Raw genomic sequence first — 19,155 nt, forward strand, 5'->3', positions numbered from 1 at the left:
CCCGCCCCAACCGCAAGAGGAGCGGATAATGATCGGAACAATCATCGGGGCCATCGTGGTTGGCCTCATCGTGGGCGCGCTCGCCCGGCTCGTCATGCCAGGCAAGCAAAACATCGGTGTCATCATGACCGTGGTGTTGGGAGCCGTCGGCTCGTTCCTGGGCACCTGGATTGCCTACCGGCTCGGATACTCGAACCAGAACGGCGGCTTCGAGATCATCCCGTTCCTGGTCGGGATCGTCATCGCGGTACTGCTCATTGCCGCCTACCTCGGGATCACGGGCCGGCGCAGCACATCGGCTCGTACGGGTCCGCGCGCGGGCCTGTAGTAGGTCGGCGCGGTGGTGTCCTTCGATTGGGGGACAAGCTGTCGCACGGCTGGAGGATAGGGATCGCCGCGCTCGTCCAATTATGATCTCTTAAGGTTCTTGTGGCCCGCCCTGCGTATTTCCCTGGGCGGCAGTGATTTAACCGCTCAGGCCGGGCGGCGAGCTTGGAAACGGAGTTGCGGTGCCACCACGCGGGAGCCGGCGCTTTCCGCCATTTGGGTCTTCGAATCAGTGCTGAGGGAAAAAGCCGTCCAGCACATGCTTGGTAAGACTTGCTTGCCCCGGGGTGCGCGAAACGTACCTGGCAGCCCGGGCACAGGGGGCCGGAACACCGCAGCTTGGCCGACGGACGTACGCGACGGCGAGCCGCTGCCCGGCGCGGACGTTAACGCCGCAGCCGCTCAGGCGCCACCAGGTCAGCCAGTGGCCGACACCGACACTCGATATCACTCCACCGCTCGCCCTATCGAGGCCCCTGATCGAGCAGACGCGACAACGATTCGCCACGTCAGAAAGACAGGTTGACAAACGTGGGGACCAGGAACGTCTACAGCCGGCCGGAATCCTCTGTGAATCGTGCGGTGACAACTCGCCGCATTGTATTTTCTTTTGATCACTCAACTCCGTCCAAGCGGCATTTCGTGGCTGGAGATATTGCGATGAGCCACCTCGTCGCGCTACTGTCTGGCGGCTTTCCATCGGGAGAGGCATCCTTTATTCTTGCGGTGCGCCGTTACTCGGATCGAGTCTCCGATCGGGTGTTGAAGAATCAAGTTGCTGGCTTTATCGGGCAAGAAATGACCCACGGGATACAGCATCGTAATTTGAACATTGAGTTGGTACGGATGGGATACTGGGTGACGAGGCTGCTCGATGCCCTAGGAGCCAGATTCGTCAAGCGGATGAAGGACAATCTGTACCGCATTCCGGACACGATTGCAAAGCTGGCGCTAGCAAATACAGCGGCCGTAGAGCATTTTACTGCAGTCCTGGGCGAGCAGGCGTTGACCACTCCTTGGCTGCAAGAACAGCTGACCGACCCTGAAGTGCGGGCAATGCTGAACTGGCATGCAATTGAAGAGATGGAACATAAGGCCGTTGCATTCGACGTTTACCGATACGTCGGCGGTACGGAACGAATGCGAATTCTTTCAATGGCTTGCATGCTGGCTTTCTTGTGGTTGCCTTTTTTGCTGCTGCTCGCCTCGATCGCGACGGACCCATGGGCCTGGCGTCACCCAATCAACACCGTACGTAGCATAATTTTCCTGCCGCGAGTTCCCGTATTCAAGGGGATCATGCCAAAGGTTCGCGCCTATTTCCAGCTTGGATTTCACCCTGACGATGTCGACCACAGCGAGATCTTGGAAAAATGGCGAGACGATTATTTTGGTCCACATGGACTACTTCTCGACCACATTAAGTAACATCACGTTAAATAACGTCGTGGCGAGTGCGAGCCGGCGCCGGCGCGAAGGCCTCGGGCAGCCGGGTGCCGGCGAGGTTCCCAAACCCTGCCGAGCGGCTCAGCGCACCACGATCGTGTGCTCCTGGCGCGGCACCAGTTCGCCGATCACTGGGGCGCCCGGGATCTGGCCGGCGATCAACAGTCCGCCGGAGGTCTGCGCGTCGGCCAGCAGTAGCGCCTCCTGGTCGTTCACCGCCGACAGGTCGGCGTGCGGGGCCACCCACTCGAGGTTGCGCCGGGTCCCCCCGCTGACGTAGCCGGCGGCCAGCGCCTCCCGTGCCCCGTCCAGATACGGCACCGCCGACGCGTTGATCACCGCAGTGACGCCGCTGGCCCTGGCCAACTTGTGCAGGTGGCCTAGCAACCCGAAACCGGTTATATCCGTGGCGCATTCGACGCCGGCTGCCAGCGCAGCTGCTGCCGCATCGGCGTTGAGCGTGGTCATCACCTCGACAGCCTCCGCGAACCGCTCGCCGGTGGCCTTGTGCCGGCTGTTCAGCACTCCGATCCCGAGCGGCTTGGTCAGCGACAGCGGGGTGCCCGGTTTGCCGGAATCGTTGCGCAGCAACCTATTTGGATCGGCGGTGCCGGTAACCGCCAGCCCGTATTTTGGTTCGGGGTCGTCGACGCTGTGCCCACCGGCCAGATGACAGCCGGCCAGCGAGCACGCGGCCAGCCCGCCGCGCAACGTCTCGGCGGCCAGCTCGAAGGGCAACACATCGCGTGGCCAACCCAACAGATTGACCGCGACCACCGGCCGCCCGCCCATCGCATACACGTCGGACAGTGCGTTGGTGGCGGCGATTCGGCCCCAGTCGTAGGGGTCGTCGACCACCGGGGTGAAAAAGTCGGTCGTCGCGATCAGCGCCGCGCCGCCCTCGATCAGCACGACGGCCGCGTCGTCACCGCTGTCCAGCCCGACCAGCAGCTCGCCGGCCGGCTCCTGCGGCGCGGCGGCCCCCAATCGGCCCACCACGTCCTCCAGCTCGCCGGGCGGTATCTTGCACGCACAGCCACCGCCGTGCGCGTACTGGGTCAGTCGGTAGGACATGGTGTCCATCGTGCTCTACCTGCCACTCCCCTGGCCGCCCTGCCCGGCATCGCAGGGGCGGCACTTACTAAGCAACGCCCCGCGCGTGCAAACTGGGTAACCAGATCAACATCGCACCTGATCGCCTGAGCCCGGGGAGGAGGCTCTGTGACCAGCGCCGAACATGTCCAACACCGCCAGACCGAGCCCTATGCGCAAAAGTTCCTTCAGGCTTCGCTGTACTGCGACCGCCGCAGCTCGCACTGGGACATAGCCGCGGTATTGGCGGCCATCCTCGCACCGATCATCCAGGGTGTCTTCACCGACTCCTGGCTGAAAACCGCACTGCAGTACATCCTCGTCGTCGCCGTCGGGCTACTGTTGCGCAAACGCACCGCATGGCGAGAACGCGGCCGCAAGCTACGCAACGAATTCGAATACTACGTTTACGACATACATAAGCCGTATCCGACTTCCGTCGATGATGACGACGTGACTCGCTGGCAGCAGGACTTTATCGAAAGCCAGCGCGGGCGATCGGACAATCGCAGGCAAGATACCCGAACCTGGTTTTTTCAGAACCAGGCACCACCGGATGACAGATTGAATCAGATCCGGGCAGCGCAACTGGAATCGCTGGAATTCGGGCGGCTTACCCGGCTGTTGTGGGCGGGCTCCGTTGGCCTGGTCTGCCTTGCGGTAGCCGTCGGCTATCTGGCGGTCGAACGCGGCGAAGTCTTCCGCTCCAGCACCATCACGCTCGGTACCGTCGCGGTAGTCGCCGTCGTCACACAGATCGGCCGGGTCAGCATCAGCTCTTTCACCCACGCCCGGGAACGGACCGAGATCAACCGCGAGATCCAGGCATACCTTCCTCCGGATAATCCCCCGAGCGACAGTTGGACGGAATCCCTCGCGATCTTTCAGGAGCGCATCCACGCCGTGCGGAAAGGTCGCGTTATCGTGCCCGACGCCATCTACCAGATCGTCAGGTGGTGGGACCGCCGAAAGAAGCGGCGCCGGCCCACATGAGCACATATGAGTCACAAGTGAGTGACGGCGTCAGGCGGGCTGCCTACGAGGTCGAATCCGTTCGGTTCGCGCCGTCAGATCCGCCCGACGGCGCCTGGTACACCGCGATCGCGCGGTGCTCGGTGGTCGATGAGCGCGGGCGAAGCGAGACGGCCCTGGGGTATGCCAGCGACGTCACCACCAATCAGCAGGTGGTGGATCGCGCGGTCAGCGAGGGGGTCGAGCGCGCCACCGCACGCCTGATCCACCGCGACGATCCGGCCGCGGCCTACAAGACGACGACGGGATCTGCGGTGCATCGCACGCCCGGCCAAGCCCTGACGCATGCCCGCCGCGAATTGATCGGATCGTTGCTGTTCATCCGGCGGTTCCACGACCGCGATATGGGCACAAAGCTGCCGGAAGCGCGGTTGCCGTTCGCCCCGAGGTCGGCGGAGGTCACGGCATGGATGGATCCCGCGCTGCAGTACATCTTCTGCGCCGTGCTGCAAGTTGACGCGACACCGAAGCTGGCGATGACCGTCCGTGATTGCAGCGACGTGCCGTGGCAGCGTGCCCGCGAATTGAGTGTTCTGGAGATCCTGCAGCCTCGGCCTTGGGTGCGGCACCACTTGGCGGGCGGCAGCCAGGACGACCCGCCGCATCTGGAGGACATGGAGATCCGCACCGTGGCGGACCGGGCGGTTTATTGGTCGCGGATCGAAAGTCGATCGGCCATTGCGACCTACCGGGAGCTGCGTCTAAAGGCTCACATCGCGTGGAACGCGCCGGCCACCGCGCAGGAGGTTTTCGACTGCCGTGTCGTCGCGGATCTGCGGCTGACCGGGGAGCTTGGACCCCTTTGCTTCGCGCGGGTCGAAGACTCGACGACACGGGGCAGATACGTCAGTAGCGAACTCGAGAGCGCGATGTTCGGGAACGCTCGTGAGGCGATTTTCAGACCCCATCCGATGATCTAACGGTAATGCACCAACAGGGGAGGCAGCCTTGGCCGAGAAGGATGGTCGACTTCAGCAGTCGGAGCTCAACGAAGGGGCAAAGTACAAAGACATCTGGCCTTCGCTGCTGGCCGCCCAAGACGTCATTCAAGACAAAGTGGAAAGCGCGATCGAAGATTATTTCCGCCAAGCCCGCAGCGGCCAGGTCGCCAGGCCGCAATTCAACGCCGACTACAAGCCGGGGTTCCCCGTCGTATATTCCCGAGTCAAGTCGTGGGACTCATGTCGTGCGCGGATCGCGGAGCGCCACAAGCGACTTGAGGACCTACCGGATCTCATCGGCTGCCGGATAGTGGTCATACACAGTGAGGAAATCCGCCCCGTCACCACCGCGCTCGGCAGCTTGCTCCGGCGGCAAAAGCGCTTTGCCATCGACCACGATGCGGGCGCGGGGCGTAGCCGGGGGTATTCCGGTATCTATTACACGATCCCGCTGGGCCATGACGATGTGCGGCGATTTTGCGGAGAATTACCGGAGCCAGATGCCGAACATCTGTGCGCGGTCGCGGATTTCAGGCTGGAACTGCAGATCCACACCGTGATGGAAGAAGCCTGGAGCCGCGTCTCGCATGCCGGGTTCTACAAGGCCAGCGAAGGCATTCCCAACGATGTCCATCGAAAACTTCAGCGCCTGGCGTCAACTTCGAAACTGCTCGACGATCATCTGAAAGATCTGAGCATGTCAATCGAAAAAGCCCGCAGGAAGTTGAAAAAGAAGTTTGACAACGAGAACTCTCGGGCCAAGGTAAAGATCGATGAATTCCTCTTGTGGTACTGCACCGGAAACCCGTCGTACCGCGGGATTCTGACGGAATTCGCGGAACTCGGCTTGGCCGCGGGCTTTCAGAAGTCCGAGTGGCAAGATCTCGTCGTCGTCGGCGACGAGACGGATATCTGCCTGGAGGTGTGCCGGCGTACCGAACTGACAACCTGGGGTGCGCTGGACAAGGTGTTCTGGACAATCGAGGAGCGTCGCGAGCGCTGGAAGACCTGGCTGCAGATGCTCGTCGACGCCTCCAAGCGCGCTAGGGAGGACCCGCCGTTCAACCGCCCGCTGCTCGTGTTCTCCATCGTTCGCCTGCTGGAGTCCCCGGGGCTGCCGTCGATAGACACCATGTACCCGCGCTTGTGGCGGCGGATCTACACCGTGCATCGGCTGGCGCATCCGGAGGAGGAGCAATCCGCGCCCCAACCGCCCCGGGCTGCCCGGTGAACACCGACGTCGCGCTCGGGTGCACCCGGCATCGTGGTGGCTCGGACGGTACCGCTGTAGTAGGTTTTTGGGCTGTGGATCGAGTCTCGGAGGCGCCGTACGCCTCGATCGACTACACGACGGTTCGTATCACGACCTGGGCAGATCACCTCGGTGCGCCGGAGTTTCCGGCTGCTTCATCAGCGCTGGCCGCGGGCAGTTGCGGCGGATGCGGCTGCGGTGGTTGCGGCGGCTGCGGCGGCTGCGCTTCGGCCGCTCGCTGACCGGCCAGCGCCGACGTGTCGATCGAACCCGCCAAGTATGTCCGGGACTGGCGGCTCGGCGACTGGACGATTGATTCGGCGGCCCGAGCCGGTGGCTACGCGGTCGGACTCGGCCCGAGCCGGTTCGACTATCAACCCCGCGACGGACGCGGGCTGACAATTCCCCCGCCGGGCACCGCGTCGGCCCTGGGATCCGTACGCAGCTTCGCCCCGTTGGGACTTGACGACACGCGGTTGGCTGCCCTGGCCACCCCGATCAGCCGGGGACCGTCGGGAATGGGTTACGGATCGGCCGGTGGGTTGTATCCGGTGCACACCTATCTGATCCGCCCCGCCCGTGGCCGGGCCGAGATCTGGTACGCCCACACCGACCGGCTGCGGTTGTTGCTGATCGATGTGGTCGACGCCGAAGCCGTCACGAATGTGCTGATCGAGAAATGGGCATGGCCGTGCGGAACTCTTGCCGTATTGGTTCTCGATTTTCGGCGGGTCACTGATAAGTACGGTCACCGGGGCCTTCGCTTCGCAACGATAGAAGCGGGTGAGCTAGCCCAGATGCTGCGCGAAAAGGCGCGCGAGTTGTCGCTGCATTCCTGCGTTGTCGGCGGCTATGCCGACGCGGCCGTTGTGGACCTGCTGGGACTGCCGCCGGATTGGTATGGAGCTGCCCTTACTATCGCGATCGGGGAGCGCGACCAAGCCTGCCCGCCGCAAGACGCCGGTGACGCATAGCCGGCCGCGGCCAGGCGGCTGTCACAATGTCGCCATGGCCCAGGGAGGCGTCTCCGGTCTGGTGACCGGCGCGGTCTTCAAAACCGTCGAGCGACAGATGCTGCCGCTGGCGGGTTCGATTCCCGTCCGCCTCCGCCACCTCCCCTGGGCCCAGACATGAGCGACCCGAGACGACGTGTCCCCCGCACCGACGCGCTGCTCGCCGATCCCCGGCTGGCCGACGCGCAGCGCCTGCTGGGCCGCGCCCTGGTGAAATCCGTTGTCGCGCAAGTCCAGCAGCGGGCTCGAGCCGGCGAGGTCGAACCGGAACAGGTGGCCGACCAAGCCGTCGCCGCACTTCCGGCGACCGCGGCGAGCCTGCGACCGGTCATCAACGCCACCGGCGTCGTCGTGCACACCAACCTGGGCCGGGCACCGTTGTCGCAAGCCGCGGTGGATGCGATGGTCACCGCCAGCGGCACCACCGACGTCGAATTCGACCTGGCAACTGGTCGTCGTGCGCGCCGCGGCCGGGGCGCGCTGGGCGCGCTGGCTCGGGCGGTGCCGGCCGCCGGCGCGGTGCATGTGGTCAACAACAACGCCGCCGCGCTGCTGCTGACGGCACTCACCCTGGCTGGAGGCAGGGAGATCGTGCTCAGCCGCGGCGAGCTGATCGAAATCGGCGACGGATTCCGCATTCCCGAGCTGCTGGCGTCCACCGGCGCGCGGCTGCGCGAGGTCGGCACCACCAACCGCACCAGCCTGCGCGACTACGCCGAGGCGATCGGGCCGGACACCGGGTTTGTGCTCAAGGTGCATCCGTCCAACTTCTGCGTCACCGGGTTCACCTCAGCGGTCAGCGTCGCGGAGCTGGCGCAGCTGGACCCGCCGCTGGTGGTCGACATCGGCTCCGGGTTGCTGGCGCCGCATCCGGTGCTGCCCAACGAGCCGGATGCGACGACCACCCTGCGCGACGGCGCCAATCTGGTCACCGCCAGTGGCGACAAGCTGCTCGGCGGCCCGCAGGCCGGCCTGCTGTTGGGCGATGCCGAGCTGATCGAGCGGCTACGCCGGCACCCGGCGGCCAGAGCCCTGCGGGTGGACAAGCTCACCCTGGCCGCGTTGGAAGCGACCGTGGCCGGTCCGCCACCCCCAGTGGCGCAGGCGCTGGACGCCGACGTGGCGCAGTTGCGCGGGCGAGCGGAACGCCTCGCCGCGCGGCTGCCCGGAGCCGAAGCGGTGGATTGCGTGGCGGCCGTCGGTGGGGGCGGCGCTCCGGAGGTGCGACTGCCCAGCGCGGGGCTGAGCCTGCCCGAGCCGTACTCCGTAAAGCTGCGCACCGGCAGCCCGCCGGTGGTCGGCCGGGTGGAGCGCGGCCGATGCCTCTTGGATCTGCGCACGGTGGCACCGGAGGAGGACGAGCTGCTGGCGGCGGCGGTGCTGGCATGTTCGTCATAGCCACCGCGGGACACGTCGACCACGGAAAGTCGACGCTGATCCATCGGCTCACCGGGATGTGGCCGGACCGATTGGCCGAAGAGCAACGCCGCGGCCTGACCATCGACCTCGGCTTCGCCTGGACCGAGGTCGACGGACACCGGCTGGCGTTCGTCGACGTGCCCGGCCATGAACGGTTCGTTCCCACCATGCTGGCCGGCGTCGGCCCGGTTCCGGCCGTGATGTTCGTGGTGGCCGCCACCGAGGGTTGGATGCCGCAGTCCGACGAGCATCTGGCGGCGGTGGAGGCGCTGCGGGTTGGCCATATGCTCGTCGTCATCAGCAAGGCAGATCTGGCGGACCCGGCTCCCGCCATCGCACAGGTGCGCCAGCGGTTGGCCGGCGCGCCGGTCGTACTCGGCACCGACCTGGATCAAGTCCGCGGCGGACTCCTGACACTGGTGCAACGGCTGCCGCCGCCGGACCGCGACGGCGACGTGCGGCTGTGGGTCGACCGGTGCTTCACCATGCGCGGCGCGGGCACCGTCGTCACCGGGACGCTGAGTGCCGGCACCATCCGGGTGGGCGACGAACTCGAGCACGCCGGACGGCGCGTCACCGTCCGTGGTCTCCAGTCACTGGGCCGCGACGTCGGCGAAGTCGCCGCGGTGGCGCGGGTGGCGCTGAACCTGCGGGGGGTGGACCGCCGGCAGCTGGTCCGCGGCGACACCGTTCGGACGCCGGGGGCCTGGCTGGATACCGCGGAGATCGACGTGGCCCTGCGGTCGGCGGGCCCGCTGCACCGCCAGCTGGTGCTGCACATCGGGTCGGCGGCGGTGCCGGTACAGGTGCGCCCGCTCGGGACGGCCGGGGCGCGGTTGCGGCTGGCCGGGCAGTTGCCGTTGCGGGTCGGCGATGTGGGGTTGCTGCGCGACCCCGGGGAACACCGGATCGCGGCCGGGATCGAGGTGCTCGATGTGCGGCCGCCCGGGCTGCGCCGGCGCGGGGCGGCGCGAGCCCGGGGCGAGGAGCTGGCGACCGGCCGGGTGCGTCCGCCTGACTGCGCACCCGCGGCGCAATTGCGCGCGATGGGGCTGCCACCCACCGGCTGCCGCGTGGGCGATTGGGTGGTGGATGCGCAATGGTGGGCCGGCCGGCGCGAGCTTGCGATCACGACGGTGCGGCGCTGGGCGAGTGACCATGACATCGCGGCGGGCATGCCGCTGGAAGCGCTGCGCCAGCGGGTGGGGCTGCCGGCCGCCCAACTGGTGTCCGAGCTGCTCGATGGCACCGGCCTGGAAGTGGCCGACGGCCTGGTCCGGTCGCCCGGCGCGGGCCTGCCCCCGCGCGTCGACAAGGCGGTGCGCACGGTGGAGGAGTGGCTGACCACCGAGCCATTCCGGGCGCCAGAGGCCGACGAATTGGCCGAGTTGCGCTTGGGTGCAAGGGAACTCGCCGCAGCGGTGCGCGCGGGCCGGTTCACCAGGGTTGCCGACGGTGTCGTCCTTGGTCCGGACGCATTTGCCCGGGCGGCCGCGATCCTGGCGGCGCTGCCCCAGCCGTTCACGGTAAGCCAAGCGAAAAGCGCTTTGGGCACCACCCGCCGGGTCGCCGTACCGCTACTGGAACATCTTGATGCACAAAGGATTACACGGCGCGCCGGTGACGGCACCCGGACGTTTGTCGCCGCGCGTGGCTGACGAGCGCGCCGCGCCGGGTAGGGCGCGGGACCAAAGCGGTTGGTCCGCGAGGCAGGGCTTTGAGGCCGACGACTGGGACGCGCAGACGCTGTTCTGTCCTGGAGGCCGACATCGCATTCGGCGGTGGGGGGCCTGCAGTGGTTTGATCTGTAGACGGGCCGGGAGGTCGAGACGCGCTTGACGAGAGGATGTCGCATGGATTTCGGGAAGCTGATCCAGTCGTGGCCGGTCTACCGTCAGCTCACCGGGTCCGACCCGCTGGGCCGCGGCAAGGCCGCACAGTCGGCTCGCTCGGCCGGGCTGCAACCGCGCACCGCCGCGGCTGACCACGTAGCCCACTCCGTCTGCCCGTTCTGCGCGGTGGGCTGCGCGCAAAAGGTCTACGTCAAGGACGAGAAGGTCATCCAGATCGAGGGCAACCCGGACAGTCCTATTTCTCGGGGGCGCTTGTGCCCCAAAGGATCTGCGAGCACCCAACTGGTCACCGGGCCGCAGCGGGAAACCACGGTGCGCTACCGCGCGCCGTACGCCACCGACTGGCAGGAACTCGACCTGGACACCGCGATGGACATGGTCGCCGACCGGGTGCTCGACGCCCGACGCAAGGGCTGGCAGGACTTCGACGCCGACCGCAACACCTTGCGTCGCACCATGGGCATCGCCAGCCTCGGCGGAGCGACTCTGGACAACGAAGAGAACTATCTGATCAAGAAGCTGTTCACCGCCCTGGGGGCGCTGCAGATCGAGAACCAGGCCCGTATTTGACACAGCGCCACGGTTCCCGGTCTGGGAGCCTCCTTCGGTCGCGGCGGAGCGACGGACTATCAGCAGGATCTGGTCAATTCCGACTTCATCGTCATCATGGGCTCGAACATGGCCGAGGCCCATCCGGTCGGGTTCCAATGGGTGATCGAGGCCAAGACTCGCGGCACCGGGGTCGTCCACATCGACCCGCGGTTCACCCGCACCAGCGCCCTGGCCGACCGCCATGTGGCGTTGCGCGCCGGCAGTGACATCGCATTTCTCGGTGGGGTGATCAACTACATTCTTTCCAACGGCCTGGATTTTCGCGAGTACGTCACCGCCTACACCAACGCCTCGTTCCTGGTCGACGAAAACTACCGCGACACTGAGGATCTCGACGGTCTGTTCAGCGGCTATGACCCCGGCTCGGCCTCGTATGACCCGGCAAGTTGGCACTACGAGGCAACGCAGGCCGCCGAACGGGTGGCGCCGGATCACCTCGGTTCCGGCGGGCCAGCGGTCGAGGGCGGTGCGGGTCCGATCCCGGCCGACCCGACGCTGCAGCATCCGCGCTGCGTCTACCAGATCCTCAAGCGGCACTACGCCCGCTACACCCCGGAGATGGTGGAGCGGGTCTGCGGCGTGCCGGCCGACACCTTCCTACAGGTCGCGCGGGCGTGGGCGGAGAATTCCGGCCGGGAGCGCACCACGGCGCTGGTGTACAGCGTCGGCTGGACGCAGCACTCGATGGGTGCGCAGTTCATTCGCGCCGGCTCGATCATCCAGCTGCTGCTGGGTAACATCGGCCGCCCCGGCGGCGGAATCTTCGCGCTGCGCGGTCATGCCAGCATCCAGGGCTCCACGGATGTGCCGACACTGTTCAACCTGCTACCCGGTTACCTAGCCATGCCGCAGGCCGGCCAGGACACCCTGGCCGACTACCTCGACCGGATCATGAGCCAGAACCAGAAGGGCTTCTGGCACAACGCCGATGCCTACATGGTCTCGCTGCTCAAGGAGTACTGGGGCGAGCACGCCACCGCCGACAACGACTACTGCTTCGACTACCTGCCGCGCATCAACGGCGACCACAGCACCTATCGCACGGTCATGGACATGGTCGACGGCGCGGTGTTCGGTTACTTCCTGCTCGGCCAGAACCCGGCCGTTGGATCGGCGCACGGGCGGCTGCAACGCCTCGGCATGGCCAACCTGGATTGGCTGGTGGTGCGCGACCTGGTCATGATCGAAAGCGCCACCTTCTGGAAGGACGGCCCGGAGGTCGAGACCGGGGAGATCTCGCCGCAGACCTGCCGCACCGAGGTGTTCTTCTTCCCGGCGGCCTCCCACGTCGAGAAGGCCGGCACGTTCACCCAGACCCAGCGGATGCTGCAGTGGCGGGAGAAGGCCGTCGACCCACCCGGCGACGCCCGCTCGGAGTTGTGGTTCTTCTACCACCTGGGCCGCATACTGCGCGAAAAGCTGAGCGCCTCAACCGACGAGCGTGACCGGCCGCTGCTCGAACTGGCCTGGGACTACGCCATGGAAGATGACGAACCCTCGGGCGAGGACGTGTTGCGCCGCATCAACGGCATCGACCTGACCACTGGCCGGGCGGTTAGCGGCTACCCGGAGTTGAAGGCCGACGGCAGCACCTCCTGCGGCTGCTGGATCTACAGCGGCGTGTACGCCGACGAGGTCAACCAGGCGGCCCGTCGCACGCCACACGACCAGCAGTGCCCGTACGAAAACGAGTGGGGCTGGACGTGGCCGCTGAACCGACGGGTGCTCTACAACCGGGCGTCGGCCGACCCCGCGGGCCGGCCGTGGAGCGAGCGCAAGAAGCTGGTCTGGTGGGATCCGGAGAAGGGCGAGTGGACCGGCCACGACGTGCCCGATTTCGAAAAGCACAAACCGCCGGACTACCGCCCGCCGGACGGCGCGGTGGGTGTCGAGGCGCTGCGCGGTGACGACGCGTTCGTCATGCAGGCCGACGGCAAAGCCTGGCTGTTCGCCCCCAACGGCCTGGCCGACGGTCCGCTGCCCACGCACTACGAGCCCCACGAGTCGCCGGTGCGCAACGCGCTGTACCAGCAGCAGGGCAACCCGACGCGAGTCGTCTACGGCCGCAACGACAATCCGTCCAACCCGGCGCCGCCGGAGGCCCACGGCGAGGTGTTCCCGTTCGTGTTCACCGCAGCGCGGCTTACCGAGCATCACACGGCGGGCGGAATGAGCCGGCAGCTGCCCTACCTGTCGGAACTGCAGCCGGCGCTGTTCGTCGAGGTGGCACCGGAATTGGCGCGCATCCGGGGGCTGACGCATCTGGACTGGGCGCACGTGATCACCAGCCGCACCGCGGTGGACGCGCGGGTGCTGGTGACCGAACGGATGAAGCCGCTTCGCATTGAAGACCTTGTGGTGCAACAGATTTGGATGCCGTACCACTTTGGTTACACCGGCCTGGTCGACGGCGACGTCGTCAACGACCTGCTCGGTGTGGTGCTGGACCCCAACGTCTTCATCCAGGAGAGCAAGGTCTGTACCTGCGACGTACGACCCGGAAGGCGGCCCCGCGGACCGGCGCTGCTGGCATACATCGCCGACTACCGCAGCCGCGCCGGCATCACCCCGCAGACCGGCACCCAACTGGACACCCATGGCGAGGTAAACCCGTGAGCCACAACAGTTTCTATGGTCCGCTCAGCGATCCGGCCGGCGATGCCGGACATGAGGGCCACCCACCGCGGGTCGGCTTCTTCACCGACACGTCGGTATGCATCGGCTGCAAGGCGTGCGAGGTGGCCTGCAAGGAGTGGAACCGGGTGCCCGACGACGGCTTCAACCTGCTAGGCATGTCGTTCGACAACACCGGCATGCTCAGCGCCAACACCTGGCGGCACGTCGCGTTCATCGAGCAGCCGCCTACCGATCTCGGCATCCCGAAGTTCGAGCGGCCCGGGGCCGTGGCGGATCCGGAGTCGCGCAGCGATTTTCGCTGGCTGATGAGCTCCGATGTGTGTAAGCACTGCACGCATGCCGGGTGTCTGGACGTGTGCCCGACGGGTGCGTTGTTCCGCACCGAGTTCGGTACGGTCGTTGTGCAGCAAGACATTTGCAACGGCTGCGGGTATTGCGTGTCCGGCTGCCCGTACGGGGTGATCGACCGACGCGAGGGCGACGGCCGGGCGTGGAAGTGCACGCTGTGCTACGACCGGCTGCACGACGGGCTGGAGCCGGCGTGCGCGAAGGCCTGCCCCACCGACTCTATCCAGTTCGGTCCGCTCGACGAATTGCGAGAGCGCGCCGCGCGGCGCGTCGAGCAGTTGCACGAGCGCGGGGTGACCCAGGCGCGGCTGTATGGTCACGATCCCGACGACGGAGTGGGCGGCGACGGCGCGTTCTTCCTGCTGCTGGACGAGCCGGAGGTCTACGGCTTGCCGCCAGATCCGGTGGTGCCCACCCGGGACTTGCCGGCCATGTGGCGCTACGCGGGAATGGCCGCGACAGCCCTGGTGGCGGCTGCGGTGTCGGCTTTTGCCGGGACCCGGCGATGACCCGGCGGGCGGCCGGCGGCCGGGAACAGCTTGCCGTGCCCCGAGCGGAGTTCCGCTCCTATTACGGGCGTCCGGTGCTCAAACCGCCGGTGTGGGAGTGGAAGATCGCGGCGTACCTGTTCTCCGGCGGCCTGTCGGCGGGTTCGGCGTTGCTGGCCGCCGGTGCCGATCTGACCGGGCGGCCGCAACTGTGCCGGGTGAGCCGGGTCGGGGCGCTGGCCAGCATTCTGGCCAGCATGTATTTCCTGGTTGCCGACCTCGGCCGTCCGGAGCGGTTCCACCACATGCTGCGGGTGGCCAAGCCGAGTTCGCCGATGAGCGTGGGCACCTGGATTCTGACCGCCTACGGGCCTGGCGCCGGGCTGGCCGGGGTTGCCGAGCTCATACCGCCAGCGCTGCGGAGTACGTGGGCAGGCAGGCTGCTGGCTTTGCTAGCCCGGCCCGCGGGGTTGTCCGCCGCGGCCGTCGCACCCGGGGTCGCCTCCTACACCGCGGTCTTGCTGTCGCAGACCGCCGTCCCGGCCTGGCACGAGGCCCACCCCTATCTGCCGTTCGTGTTCACCGGCTCGGCCGCGGCCAGCGGCGGCGGCTGGGGCATGGTGCTGGCGCCCGTGGCCCAGGCCGCTCCGGCGCGACGGCTCGCCGTGGTGGGCGCCGGGCTGGAGGTTGCGGCGTCGCGGCTGCTGGAGCAACGGCTGGGCCTGGCCGCCGAGGCGTACACGACAGGAAAGCCGCACCGGCTGCGCAAGTGGGCGGAGTACCTGACGGTCGGCGGGGCGCTGGGCACGGTGGCCGCCCGCCGGAGCCGCCTCGCGGCGATGCTGTCCGGGCTGGCACTGCTCACCGGCAGCGCGCTGCAGCGGTTTGGTGTGTTCGAGGCCGGGGTGGAGTCCACCCGCGACCCGAAATACGTCGTGGTTCCCCAGCGCGAACGGCTGGACTCTGCCGCGAGATTGACCTGAGCGCGGCCTACAGCCGCTCTTTGACCGCCGTGGACAGGCGTGCCCCGTCGGCCTTGCCGTCGGCGATCTCCGTGGCCACCTTCATGACCAGGCCCATCTGCTTCATGGTGGGCCGATGCCCGAGGTTTTCGGCCACCTGCGCGATGGCGGTGTCGGCGACATCGGCCAATTCTGCCTCGGTAAGCGGCGTGGGCAGATACTCATCGATGATCCGGGCTTCGGCGTGCTCGTTGGCCGCCAGCTCGCCACGCCCGTTCTGGGTGTAGATCTCGGCCGCCTCGCCACGCTTGCGGGATTCTCTGGCCAGCACCTTGAGCACCTCGTCATCGGAGAGCTCTTTGGCCTGTTTGCCGGATACTTCCTCGGTCTGGATCGCGGCCAGCACCATGCGTAAGGTCGCCGTTCGCAACTTGTCCTGCGTTTTCATCGCTTCGGTCAGGTCGGCCCGAAGCCGCGATTTGAGTTCCGCCATGGCAGAGACGGTACGCGCGTTCCCTTCGGAGGCTGCTGAACCCGACACCAAGATCGGAAGTCATCCCTACATTGAGAAATGCGCCGACCGCCGACAGGATGGAGCCCATGATCAACGACGACAGCCGCCACATCCGGTGAGCACGCTGCCGCCAAGTTATCCGGTTGACCCGCCGGCGGAGAACCCCGGCTATGCACCGGTCGGGTATCCACCGTTGGGAGCCGGCTACCCCGCACCGGTCGAACCGGCTTCGGGCTACGGCGCCATGCCGCCGGGGTACGGTGCGCCGCCCGGCTACGGCCCGCCGCCCGGCTATAGCACGCCGGGGCCGGGTTACGGCCTGCCGGGGCCGGGTTACGGCCTGCCGGGCTACGGCCCGCCGCCCGGCTACGGCCCGCCGGGGCCGGGTTACGGCCCGCCGCCCGGCTCCGGGCCGGGCGCCCCATACGGGCCGCCGCTGGTCCCCGGGGCGGTCAAGCCCGGGATCATCCCGCTGCGGCCGTTGACCTTGAGCGACATCTACAACGGCGCGGTCGGCTACATCCGCGCCAATCCGAAGGCGACGCTGGGCCTGACCGCCATCGTCGTGGTCATCATGCAAGTGATCACGCTGGCCGCCACCATAGGCCCGTTGACAGCCGTCAACCGGCTGAACACCCAGCCCTCCGAGGAACTGAGCGTTGGCGTCTTCGGCGCCTGGATGGGGTCGGCGGCGGCCAGCGGGCTGGTCACATGGCTGGGCGGCATGCTGCTGAGCGGAATCCTCACCGTCGTCATCGGGCGCGCGGTGTTCGGGTCTCCCATCACCATCGGCGAAGCGTGGACCCGGGTCCGCGGGCGCGTGCTGGCCCTGATCGGGCTGGCGCTGCTGGAAGCCGCCGGGATGGTGGCGCTTCTGGGCCTGGTGGTCGTCATCCTGGTCGGGGTCGCGGCCGCAGCAAACGGCGCGGCGGCGGTCCTGCTCGGCGTGCCGCTGCTGCTGCTGGTCGGATTGCTGCTGGCCTACCTGTACACCATGTTGATGTTCGCGCCGGTGCTGATCGTGCTGGAGCGACTGCCGCTGGTCGACGCGGTCACCAGATCGTTTCGTCTGGTCCGCGGTGGCTTCTGGCGGGTGCTGGGCATCCGGATGCTGACGGCTTTGGTGGTGGGCATGGTGGGCGGTGCCGTCGCGGCTCCCTTCAGCATCGCCAGCCAGATCCTGCTCGGCGTCACCGCGACGGAGGGATCCATCGCTATGTTGCTCATCGGCACGACGCTGTCGGCCGTCGGCTCAGCGATCAGCCAGATCATCACCGCGCCGTTCACCGCCGGGGTGGTGGTGCTGTTGTACGCCGATCGGCGCATGCGCGCCGAGGCCTTCGACCTGGTCCTGCAGACCGGTGCCGCCGGTGGGCCCGCGGCCGTGGAGTCCACCGACAACCTGTGGCTCACGCGGCCTTACTGAGGACTGACGATGCCTTCCATCGACATCGATCGCGATGCCGCCCACCAGGCCGCACAGCGCGAGCTCGACAAACCGATCTACCCCAAGGAGTCGCTGTCGAAGGCTTTCAACGACTGGATCAATGAGCAGTTGTACCGGCTGCTGGAGAAGGGCGCTTCGGTGTCCGGCGGCTGGTTCACCCTGACAGTGGTGTTGATCCTGGCGGTGATCGCCGTGATCGTCGCCGTGCACATCGCGCGCCGCACGATGCGGACCAACCGGGGCAGTGACTACCAACTCTTCGAAGCCGGTCAACTCACCGCCGCCCAGCACCGGACCACAGCCGAAGCATTTGCAGCCCAAGGCAATTGGGCAGCAGCTATCCGGCACCGGCTACGCGCGGTCGCTCGCCAGCTGGAAGAGACCGGTGTGCTCAACGCGGCTCCGGGGCGGACCGCCAACGAGCTGGCCAATGATGCGGGCGCGGCCCTCCCGCATCTGACGGGCGAATTGGCCCGGGCGGCAACGGCATTCAACGACGTCACCTATGGTGAGCGGCCCGGAACCCCGGCGGCCTACCAGTTGATCGCCGATCTCGACGACCACTTGAGATCCCGTGCCGGCGCCCCGCCGGCGGTGGATAAGCCTGCCCCACACGACTCCTGGGCGCAGGTCCGGTGACGACGACACCCGATGTGGCCCGGCGACGGCGGCCATGGCGAGGCATCGCACTCGCGCTGACGGCCATCATCCTCGTCGCCGCCATCGGCACCTACCTGACGGCGCCGCGGCCCGGCGGCATGATGGATCCCGCGGCCACCGGCCCGTCCGGCGCCCACGCGTTGGTCACCTTGCTGCGCGAAGACGGCGTCGAAGTCGTGATCGCCAATACCGTCGCCGACGTCGAGGGCGCGGCGCGCGCCGACACGCTGCTGCTGATGGCACAGACGCAGTACCTGACCGACAGTTCCCTCTTGGAGCGGCTGGCGCGGGCTCCCGGCGACCTTCTCCTGGTCGAACCCACCGCACGAGCCCGTAGAGCACTCACTCCGAAGCTGCGCATCACGGCGGCTGAGGAATTCGCATCCCAGCCGAAATGCCTTCTGCGAGAAGCTGATCGGGCCGGCAAAGTGCATTTCGGACCCAGCGATGCTTACCAGCCCAAGGATGACCTGGAGGTCATCAGCTGTTACGGCGGGGCACTGGTCCGCTACCGCGATGCCGGGCGAACCGTCACGGTGGTGGGCAGTAGCAACTTCATGACCAACGGGGGTCTGCTCGAAGAGGGCAACGCCGCGCTGGCGATGAACCTCGCGGGCGACCGGCCACGGGTCATCTGGTATGCGCCGCATCGTGTCGAGGGTGAAACATCGGAGCCCGGATCGCTTTCCGACCTCATCCCGGACAACGTGTCATGGATCATCTGGCAGCTGTGGCTGGCGGTCCTGTTGGTGGCGCTCTGGAAGGGCCGCCGGCTGGGCCCCCTGGTGGCCGAAGAGATGCCCGTGGTGGTCCGCGCATCGGAGACGGTCGAGGGCCGTGGCCGGCTGTACCGGTCCCGGCGGGCCCGCGATCGCGCCGCCGACGCGCTGCGCACCGCCACGCTGCAGCGGCTGCTGCCACGACTCGGTATCAGCCCGGGCACCGACCCGCCCGCGGTGGTGCTGACCGTGGCACGCCGCACCGGGGCCGACCCGGAGTTCGTTCGATACCACCTCTACGGCCCGCCACCGGCCACCGACCAGGATCTACTACACCTCGCCCGCGCACTCGACGACATCGAAAGGCAGGTCACCCACTCGTGACGCAACCCG

16 protein-coding genes and 1 tRNA gene are annotated in these 19,155 nt (G+C 67.2%); 15 read left to right on the top strand and 2 right to left on the bottom strand.

The features are described from left to right. Nucleotides 1-28 precede the first annotated feature (28 nt). Both EET13_RS26935 and EET13_RS26940 read left to right on the top strand, forming a co-directional pair. The gene (locus EET13_RS26935; protein WP_122445106.1) at nt 29-328 is read left to right on the top strand and encodes a GlsB/YeaQ/YmgE family stress response membrane protein; all 300 of its coding nucleotides are present in this window, start codon (nt 29-31) and stop codon (nt 326-328) included. Nucleotides 329-858: 530 nt separating this feature from the next. Beyond that, complete coding sequence (locus EET13_RS26940) at nt 859-1,755, top strand: metal-dependent hydrolase (protein WP_122445107.1); 897 nt, start codon at nt 859-861, stop codon at nt 1,753-1,755. Between the two features lie 99 nt (nt 1,756-1,854). Here EET13_RS26940 and selD read toward each other — a convergent pair whose 3' ends face one another. Continuing rightward, on the bottom strand, nt 1,855-2,847 hold the full coding sequence (gene selD / locus EET13_RS26945; RefSeq protein WP_122445134.1) for a selenide, water dikinase SelD: 993 nt from the start codon (nt 2,845-2,847) through the stop codon (nt 1,855-1,857). Between the two features lie 147 nt (nt 2,848-2,994). Here selD and EET13_RS26950 point away from each other — a divergent pair, with 147 nt between their 5' ends. The 10 genes from EET13_RS26950 (at nt 2,995) to nrfD (ending at nt 15,443) form a co-directional block, all read left to right on the top strand. Then, nucleotides 2,995-3,858 carry an S-4TM family putative pore-forming effector gene (locus EET13_RS26950; protein ID WP_122445108.1) on the top strand — a complete coding sequence of 288 codons (864 nt, stop codon included), beginning with the start codon at nt 2,995-2,997 and terminating at the stop codon, nt 3,856-3,858. A gap of 17 nt (nt 3,859-3,875) precedes the next feature. Next, nucleotides 3,876-4,817: a hypothetical protein gene (locus EET13_RS26955; protein WP_136623266.1), complete on the top strand. Its 942-nt coding sequence runs from the start codon at nt 3,876-3,878 to the stop codon at nt 4,815-4,817. A 28-nt stretch (nt 4,818-4,845) separates the two neighbouring features. Beyond that, complete coding sequence (locus EET13_RS26960; protein ID WP_122445110.1) at nt 4,846-6,069, top strand: RelA/SpoT domain-containing protein; 1,224 nt, start codon at nt 4,846-4,848, stop codon at nt 6,067-6,069. Between the two features lie 278 nt (nt 6,070-6,347). Next, entirely contained in the window at nt 6,348-7,064 is a 717-nt protein-coding gene (locus EET13_RS26965; RefSeq protein WP_122445111.1) for a nitroreductase family protein, read from the top strand. A gap of 43 nt (nt 7,065-7,107) precedes the next feature. Further along, nucleotides 7,108-7,202 (top strand) — tRNA-Sec (locus EET13_RS26970). 18 nt (nt 7,203-7,220) lie between these two features. Beyond that, nucleotides 7,221-8,501: an L-seryl-tRNA(Sec) selenium transferase gene (gene selA, locus EET13_RS26975; protein ID WP_122445112.1), complete on the top strand. Its 1,281-nt coding sequence runs from the start codon at nt 7,221-7,223 to the stop codon at nt 8,499-8,501. Continuing rightward, a complete protein-coding gene (locus EET13_RS26980) occupies nt 8,489-10,180 on the top strand; it encodes a selenocysteine-specific translation elongation factor (protein WP_122445113.1) in 1,692 nt (563 codons plus the stop codon). Before selA ends, EET13_RS26980 begins: the two co-directional genes overlap by 13 nt. A 195-nt stretch (nt 10,181-10,375) precedes the next feature. Further along, entirely contained in the window at nt 10,376-13,603 is a 3,228-nt protein-coding gene (gene fdh, locus EET13_RS26990; RefSeq protein WP_244604134.1) for a formate dehydrogenase, read from the top strand. Continuing rightward, nucleotides 13,600-14,481, top strand: a complete 882-nt coding sequence (locus tag EET13_RS26995) for a 4Fe-4S dicluster domain-containing protein (protein ID WP_122445116.1) — start codon at nt 13,600-13,602, stop codon at nt 14,479-14,481. The genes fdh and EET13_RS26995 overlap by 4 nt, the downstream gene beginning before the upstream one ends. After that, nucleotides 14,478-15,443, top strand: coding sequence for an NrfD/PsrC family molybdoenzyme membrane anchor subunit (gene nrfD / locus EET13_RS27000; RefSeq protein ID WP_122445117.1), 966 nt, complete (start codon nt 14,478-14,480; stop codon nt 15,441-15,443). Before EET13_RS26995 ends, nrfD begins: the two co-directional genes overlap by 4 nt. Before the next feature lie 7 nt (nt 15,444-15,450). Here nrfD and EET13_RS27005 read toward each other — a convergent pair whose 3' ends face one another. Next, a complete protein-coding gene (locus tag EET13_RS27005) occupies nt 15,451-15,915 on the bottom strand; it encodes a GatB/YqeY domain-containing protein (protein ID WP_122445118.1) in 465 nt (154 codons plus the stop codon). On the opposite strand from EET13_RS27005, the gene EET13_RS27010 reads away from it, so the two are divergent. From EET13_RS27010 to EET13_RS27020, 3 genes are read left to right on the top strand one after another with little or no spacing between them, the layout of a single operon-like run. After that, on the top strand, nt 15,914-17,362 hold the full coding sequence (locus EET13_RS27010) for a hypothetical protein (RefSeq protein WP_342211477.1): 1,449 nt from the start codon (nt 15,914-15,916) through the stop codon (nt 17,360-17,362). The two genes, EET13_RS27005 and EET13_RS27010, sit on opposite strands and share 2 nt — an antisense overlap. Before the next feature lie 9 nt (nt 17,363-17,371). Further along, the gene (locus EET13_RS27015) at nt 17,372-18,022 is read left to right on the top strand and encodes a DUF4129 domain-containing protein (protein ID WP_122445119.1); all 651 of its coding nucleotides are present in this window, start codon (nt 17,372-17,374) and stop codon (nt 18,020-18,022) included. Next, nucleotides 18,004-19,146: a DUF4350 domain-containing protein gene (locus tag EET13_RS27020; protein WP_211189147.1), complete on the top strand. Its 1,143-nt coding sequence runs from the start codon at nt 18,004-18,006 to the stop codon at nt 19,144-19,146. Before EET13_RS27015 ends, EET13_RS27020 begins: the two co-directional genes overlap by 19 nt. Nucleotides 19,147-19,155: the final 9 nt, after the last annotated feature.

Origin of the sequence: Mycobacterium attenuatum (genome assembly GCF_900566085.1) — a bacterium.
Classification (GTDB): Bacteria; Actinomycetota; Actinomycetes; order Mycobacteriales; family Mycobacteriaceae; genus Mycobacterium; species Mycobacterium attenuatum.

Bases quoted from the DNA above. Each gene is read 5' to 3' on its own strand.
- EET13_RS26935 (WP_122445106.1), top strand. From the start codon at position 29: ATGATCGGAACAATCATCGGGGCCATCGTGGTTGGCCTCATCGTGGGC.
- selD (WP_122445134.1), bottom strand. From the start codon at position 2,847: ATGTCCTACCGACTGACCCAGTACGCGCACGGCGGTGGCTGTGCGTGC.
- selA (WP_122445112.1), top strand. From the start codon at position 7,221: ATGAGCGACCCGAGACGACGTGTCCCCCGCACCGACGCGCTGCTCGCC.
- EET13_RS26980 (WP_122445113.1), top strand. From the start codon at position 8,489: ATGTTCGTCATAGCCACCGCGGGACACGTCGACCACGGAAAGTCGACG.
- nrfD (WP_122445117.1), top strand. From the start codon at position 14,478: ATGACCCGGCGGGCGGCCGGCGGCCGGGAACAGCTTGCCGTGCCCCGA.
- EET13_RS27010 (WP_342211477.1), top strand. From the start codon at position 15,914: ATGGCAGAGACGGTACGCGCGTTCCCTTCGGAGGCTGCTGAACCCGAC.
- EET13_RS27005 (WP_122445118.1), bottom strand. From the start codon at position 15,915: ATGGCGGAACTCAAATCGCGGCTTCGGGCCGACCTGACCGAAGCGATG.
- EET13_RS27015 (WP_122445119.1), top strand. From the start codon at position 17,372: ATGCCTTCCATCGACATCGATCGCGATGCCGCCCACCAGGCCGCACAG.